Annotated in this window: 6 protein-coding genes and 2 pseudogenes; 1 reads left to right on the forward strand and 7 read right to left on the reverse strand. The window is 69.2% G+C overall.

Translation table 11 applies throughout. The features are described from left to right. A partial coding sequence (locus AC08OV_RS21825) for a hypothetical protein (protein ID WP_476620240.1) occupies positions 1 to 184 on the reverse strand: 184 nt, incomplete at its 3' end. 29 nt (positions 185 to 213) lie between these two features. On the opposite strand from AC08OV_RS21825, the pseudogene AC08OV_RS21830 reads away from it, so the two are divergent. Then, positions 214 to 693 (forward strand): annotated as a pseudogene (locus tag AC08OV_RS21830) (ABC transporter ATP-binding protein); the annotation flags it as partial. Here AC08OV_RS21830 and AC08OV_RS21835 read toward each other — a convergent pair. The 6 genes and pseudogenes from AC08OV_RS21835 to AC08OV_RS21860 form a co-directional block, all read right to left on the reverse strand. Then, positions 687 to 1,667, reverse strand: a complete 981-nt coding sequence (locus tag AC08OV_RS21835; RefSeq protein WP_476615853.1) for an FtsX-like permease family protein — start codon at positions 1,665 to 1,667, stop codon at positions 687 to 689. The pseudogene AC08OV_RS21830 and the gene AC08OV_RS21835 overlap by 7 nt on opposite strands. A gap of 84 nt (positions 1,668 to 1,751) precedes the next feature. Beyond that, the gene (locus tag AC08OV_RS21840; protein WP_476620241.1) at positions 1,752 to 2,966 is read right to left on the reverse strand and encodes an FtsX-like permease family protein; all 1,215 of its coding nucleotides are present in this window, start codon (positions 2,964 to 2,966) and stop codon (positions 1,752 to 1,754) included. Positions 2,967 to 3,053: 87 nt separating this feature from the next. Continuing rightward, positions 3,054 to 3,661: pseudogene (locus AC08OV_RS21845) on the reverse strand (HhH-GPD-type base excision DNA repair protein); the annotation flags it as partial. Between the two features lie 9 nt (positions 3,662 to 3,670). Continuing rightward, positions 3,671 to 3,964 carry a ribbon-helix-helix protein, CopG family gene (locus tag AC08OV_RS21850; protein ID WP_476620242.1) on the reverse strand — a complete coding sequence of 98 codons (294 nt, stop codon included), beginning with the start codon at positions 3,962 to 3,964 and terminating at the stop codon, positions 3,671 to 3,673. Beyond that, a complete protein-coding gene (locus AC08OV_RS21855; RefSeq protein ID WP_476620243.1) occupies positions 3,957 to 4,265 on the reverse strand; it encodes a hypothetical protein in 309 nt (102 codons plus the stop codon). Before AC08OV_RS21855 ends, AC08OV_RS21850 begins: the two co-directional genes overlap by 8 nt. A gap of 166 nt (positions 4,266 to 4,431) precedes the next feature. After that, the coding region (locus AC08OV_RS21860) for a formyltransferase family protein (RefSeq protein WP_476620244.1) at positions 4,432 to 4,835 on the reverse strand (404 nt) is incomplete at its 5' end.

Consider the following 4,835-nt stretch of genomic DNA (forward strand, 5'->3'; position numbering starts at 1 on the left):
ATATCCGGCCCAGCACACCACCCCGCCGGGCGATGTCCGTCTTACCCATGTCGATCTGTTCATCGACGTTGATCACAGAGCCGTCGTCACGGTACGACAGCCGACCGTAGACGTCGATCACCGGCCGGTCGTCGTCACCGCTGTCCGTCCCGCCTGCAAGCGGTCCCTCTCGCGTCGTTGCCATGTCTCGATATTAGAATCGTCCCCAGCCTCTGGACGCGGACCCTGGCCAATGTGACGATCGGTCTGTCCGGCCGCGACGTCGCCGAACGCGGACGGGCGGCGCTCGCGGAGGTCGGGCTGGCCGGGCGGGAACAGTCCTGGCCGGTGACCCTGTCCGGCGGTGAGGCACAGCGGGTCGCGCTCGCCCGGGCGCTGGTCCGGGAGCCGGACCTCGTCATGCTCGACGAACCGTTCGGGGCCCTCGACGCCCTGACCCGGATCAGGATGCACGCCCTGCTCCAGCAGCTGTGCCGTCGTCACCGGCCGGCGGTGCTGTTCGTCACGCACGACGTCGACGAGGCGATCCTGCTCGCGGACCGGGTGCTCGTCCTCACCGAGGGACGGCTCTCCCTCGACGTTCCGGTCGATGTGGCGTCCCCTCGGCGACGGACCGACCCCGCCTTCGACCGGCTGCGTTCCACGCTGCTGGCCGAGCTCGGTGTCGACGAACTCGCCGAAGGCGATCACTGACCCGCCGCCGTCGAGCGGGCGATCTCGGGTCCGGTGGTCTGCGCCAGCAACGGCATGGTCGACGCGATGACGGCGAGGGAGGCGACGAGTCCGGTGATGACGAGCAGGTAGTACCCGGCTCCGGGTGGATGGAGGGCCTCGTCGAGCTGCGCGCGCAGGAAGAGCTGGGCCGCGAGCAACCCGGATCCGGCGGAAACGGCGGCCGTGAGCATGAGCGGGGCGACCGTTTCCAGGATGACAACATGCCTCAGCACCGTGAGTGGCGCGCCGGCAAAGCGCAGGAGGCTGAACGGGCGTTTGCGGTCGGCCAGGCCGCTGGCGACGCTGACCACCAAGCCACAACCGGCGATGGGCAGGCTGGTGAGAATCACGACGTCCGCCAGCCGCCGGTAACTGTCAAGATGCCACGAGCTCTGGGCGTCGGCCTCCGCGAAGGTCACGGGCGGAAACGTTCTCGGGTAGGCGATTCCGAGGATGGTACGGACCCGTTCGACCGCAGCCGTCGACCCGTCCGTGGCGACGACGATCTCCTCGAGGGGAAGCCGGTCCAACTCGGTGACGGACGTCCCGGCCGCCGGCCACGTGGTGTCGGCCATTGGCGAAGCCACGTCGACCACCGAGCCGCCCACGCGGAGCCGGATGGTCACGGCCTCGGCGCCGGCCGGGCAGCGACCGAGCGTCGGGACGCGGGCAAGCTGGGCACAGGAGACTAGTTCGGGCGGCAGGTATTCACGCGGATCGGAGCCGGGAGCGGCGTGGATCAGCGCGATCCCCATGACGCCTGAGGCCGAGGCCAGCGCTCGAGTCGTGGCGGAGGGGATCGAGCTGGTCGTGTTCATCGCGGCCGGGCCGTCCCTCAGCGTGGCGACAACGGTCGCGTCGCCCGCGGCCTGCCCACCGGTAGTGCCGCCGTTGTACGCGACGATGGTGGTGATGATCCCGGTCGCGCACGTGCTGACGAACAGGGCGAGCACCAGCCCGCCGATCGCGCGAAAGCCCGCCTGAGGGTTGTCGGCCAGACGACGCGCGGCGATGAGGGTGGCCGCCCGCCTGGCGCGTCAGGCCATCAGCCGGGCGCTGGCCATCGTCAGCCAGGGTCCGGCGATGATCATCCCGGCCATGGTCACCAGGATCCCGGCCAGGAAGACGACGGCCTGGGTGTGGGTGCTGGTCTTGGTGTCCGCGCCGATGTCGTTGACGTAGGCGAAGTAGCCGAGTTCGGCGAACCCGGCCAGTAGCGGGATCACGCGCCACGCGCGGGGCGGGCGGGGGGTCGCGCGTCGGGTCACTCCCAGCGGAGAGATGTTCACCCGACGCAACGCGACACGGGCCGCGACAGCGGCCGCGATCGGGATGCCGAGCGCGACGAGAAGCACGTCGGGCAGGCGCAGTGACAGGTCGGCGGTGAAGAACGCCTCGCCGGTGAACGGAATCCGCGCCAGCGCCGGGCGCAGTGCGTAGAACAGGCCGAAGCCGGCGGCCACTCCCGCGGCGGCGGCGACACTCGACTCGACGCCGGAGATCACCGAAATCTGGCGGGGCGTCGCGCCGATCAGGCGCATCGCGGCGAAGCGCTGCTCCCGGCGCGCGGCGGACAGCCGGGTCGCGGCGCCAATGAAGATCAGCACCGGCAACAGCAACGCGGCGATCACGACCGCCAGGATCAGCGTGATGCCGTTGGAGTTGATGCCGACACCGAGCGCGCAGGCGCCGACGCAATCGCTGGGCGTCGTCGTGCTGATCCGGTTGACCAGGTCGACGCCGTCCTGGTGGGAGAGGTCCTCGACGCGGTGGCCGATGACGATGATCAGCGAGTTCGGCGCCGGCAGGGCCGCCGAGCCGATCGTGCCGACGAGGGTGCCGGGGTAGCGGTCGCCGAGCTGTGCCGCGGGGGTGTCGCGCAGCAGTTTCGCAAGAGCGGGTGAGGCGTAGAACTCCCCCGGACCGGGGAGCTCCCCGATGCCGGGCGGGACCGGGGAGTGGGGGCCGGTGGCGGCGACGTCGACCCGCCCGATCTGTCGACCCCGGTAGTAGTCGGCGCGCAACCGCCACCACAGCGGGTCGGCCCCGACCGCGCCGTTTGCGGCGGCGGGCCGCGTCGACGCGCCCGGACCGCCCTGCCGGTCCGGCGAGCCCTGACTGCCCGGCCCGCTTGAGACGGCCGGCGGGGCCGGTGCGGCCGATCCGGGGTAGGCGGTCTCGAGCCAGGCGTAACGGGAGTTCTGGGTGCTGACGGCGTTGAGGCCGGCCAGCGTGGTCAGCGGCAGGCCCACCGCCGATCGCCACCGCGATCGCGATGAGGGCCAGCCGGGCGACGGCATCCCGTCCGCCGGCCAGGGTGAGCCGAAGGCCGAGTCGGATCACGAGACGACCAGCTCGCCGGAGGTCACCCTGCCGTCGCGGACGATGATCTCGCGGTCGGCATAGGCGGCCACCCGGGGATCGTGGGTGACCAGGACGACGGTCGTGCCCTGATCGCGGGCCGCGGCCACCAGTAGTTCCATCACCCGCTCGCCGGTGCCGGTGATGTCCGCGACTGAGCGGAAGCTGTCCTCTTCCCCGAAGGGCTCCGACGCCTCGCGCCAGTCGGGCGGCGTGACGCCGAGCTGCTCGCCCAGCAGCACTACGAAGATCTTCGCCTTCTGTTGGCCGAAGCCCGGAAGCGCCGCGACCCGCTTGAGCAGCACCTTGCCATCGGTGGCAGTGGTCCACAGCCGCGCGGCATCCCCGTCGTACTCGTCGACGATCAGGCGGCACAGCGCCTGCACTCGCTTGGCCATCGACCCCGGAAACCGGTGCAGCGCCGGCTGCCGCGAGAACACCGCCCCAACGCATCCGCGTCGTAGTTCGCCAGCTCCTCCGCGTCCAGCGGCCGGCCGAGTCGCAGCGTCAGCTCATATGGCGCCACGAACGCCCGCTCCAACGGGATCCGCTGGTCCCGGCCAGTCCCGGAAAGATGGAGTGATGGATAAGGTGATCAAGCAGACTCGCGAAGGACCCTGCGCACGATCTCTTCGACCTGGTCCACGGTCACCACGGACGTCTCAGGACTCTCCAGCGCCCGCGTGAGGATGCGCCGGACCAGGGCCGAGGTTGGAATGTGCTCGGCGGCCGCGCGAGCCTTGAGAGCGTCCGCCAACGATGTGGGCACCCGTACCGAGACGACGGCCTGCTCGGACTCCACCGCCTCCGCCTCGGCGGCTTCGGCCTCCTCAGCCGCGTACTCGGCTCGGATTGCCTCCCGCCGGGCACGTCTGGACGGATCAGTCATTGTCGCCTACTCCCTCCAGGTAATCGCGAAGGTCGCTCCCCCGGGTCTTCCAGGCGGTGATCCCGGCTTGATCAGTCGGATCGATGATCACAGTCAGCACGAACCCGGCGTTACGCGAGTAACCGATCAGGCGAGCCGCGCCTATCCTGCTCTTCGGGTCGGGGTCGCGAAGGATCCGTCTCGGGTCCCTGGCCGCCTCCAAGGTCCACTCGGGCTCGATGTCCGTCGCGCCAAGGTAGCGATCGGAACGGTGCCGGATGTACTCTGCGTCGTCCCGGTCCCACCACAGGCCGTCCACCACAACTTACAGTGTCACACAGCTACTTACCTACGCGCCGGGCGACACCCAGATGATCACCGGCCCGGCAACTGCCTGAGCCGACGGGTACATCGGTCGCCCTGGGGATTCGGTTTGACCTTGCCAGCCGCGATAGGGATGAACGATGTTCGCCTTACTCCATCCGCAGCTATCGACCGACTGCCCGGAGAGCAAGATTCTGCACCACCGTGGGCAGTAGAAGGTGCTCAGCCTTGAGGACTCGTTCAGAAAGGCTCTCAATGGTATCGCCTGGCAGGACGGGGATTTCATGCCTGGCGATAACACGACCTTCGTCATACTCCGCGGTGACGATGTGGACCGAAGGGCCTGTGACACGGTCGCCGGAAGCCAGTACGGATTCATGAACAGCCCTGCCGTACATGCCCTTTCCGCCGTGCCGGGGAAGTAGCGACGGATGTATGTTGATAATTCGACCAGCGTACGACTCCAGTGTACGAGGGCCGATCTTCTTCAGATAGCCCGCGGTGACGACCAAGTTGATCTGGTGCTCGCGCAGTAGAGCGCATATGGCCACGTCGAGCCGGGCCGGAT

Source organism: Frankia sp. CeTa3Moorea, from assembly GCF_978021225.1.

Coding starts and splice junctions, on each gene's coding strand:
- AC08OV_RS21850 (WP_476620242.1), bottom strand. CDS start 3,964: ATGACTGATCCGTCCAGACGTGCCCGGCGGGAGGCAATCCGAGCCGAG.